This is a genomic window from Mucilaginibacter sp. P4_E8, from assembly GCF_056401495.1.
The window spans coordinates 1-752 of record NZ_JBFUJG010000436.1 but is presented as its reverse complement, the minus strand read 5'-3'; the positions used below and the strand labels follow the sequence as shown (position 1 = coordinate 752).

Here is a 752-nt window from a genome sequence, read left to right as displayed (position 1 = left end):
TAGTTACTTTCTGGATACTCAGGAGTTTATTAAAACATTAAAAGAGATTACAGATCTTCTATAGCGGAACTAGTCTTACATAATTGAGTGATATAAGACACTGGTGAACTGATTTATACCCTTGCTCACCCAGAGCCTTGCCGTCTCGTCGAGTTTGGTGCATCAATGGGCGATAGGCTAAATAAATCTCTTAACAATAGCATATTTGTTATAAAAGTTTATATTTGAGTTTTACCAGACCTCGACCGCCTTAATACCTTATCTCATGTCCAAAACAAAGCAAGTTCCAATCGAAGATCTTCACCTTGATTTAAAGAATTTTAGAACCGTCGAACAACCATCTGAAGTCGAAGCTGTTAAAGCGATGGTTTCAATTAGTCCAGATCGATTTTGGGCTCTTATGGAAAGTTTGCTAGACGATGGATATCTTCCAACTGAAAATATAATAGCAATAATGGACAGTACAGGAAAGAAGATGATCGTTAAGGAGGGTAATCGTCGAATAGCTGTATTGAAGCTTATATATGGATTCATTGATGGCTCAAAAGTGAATCTCCCTGCGGCAATTCAAAGTAAGATTGCTAATGCTTCTAGCTATTGGAAAGCTGGTAATAAGAAAGTTCCGTGTACCGTATTTGAAAATACAGATGGCCAACTTGTAGATAAAATAGTAACAATGGCTCATGGTAAAGGCGAAAAAGCTAGTCGGGATCCTTGGACATCAATAGCCAAAGCAAGGCACAACAGAGATA

1 protein-coding gene is annotated in these 752 nt (G+C 37.8%); it reads left to right on the top strand.

The features are described from left to right. Positions 1-265: 265 nt before the first annotated feature. The coding region (locus tag AC1DRQ_RS31980) for a hypothetical protein (protein WP_477430256.1) at positions 266-752 on the top strand (487 nt) is incomplete at its 3' end.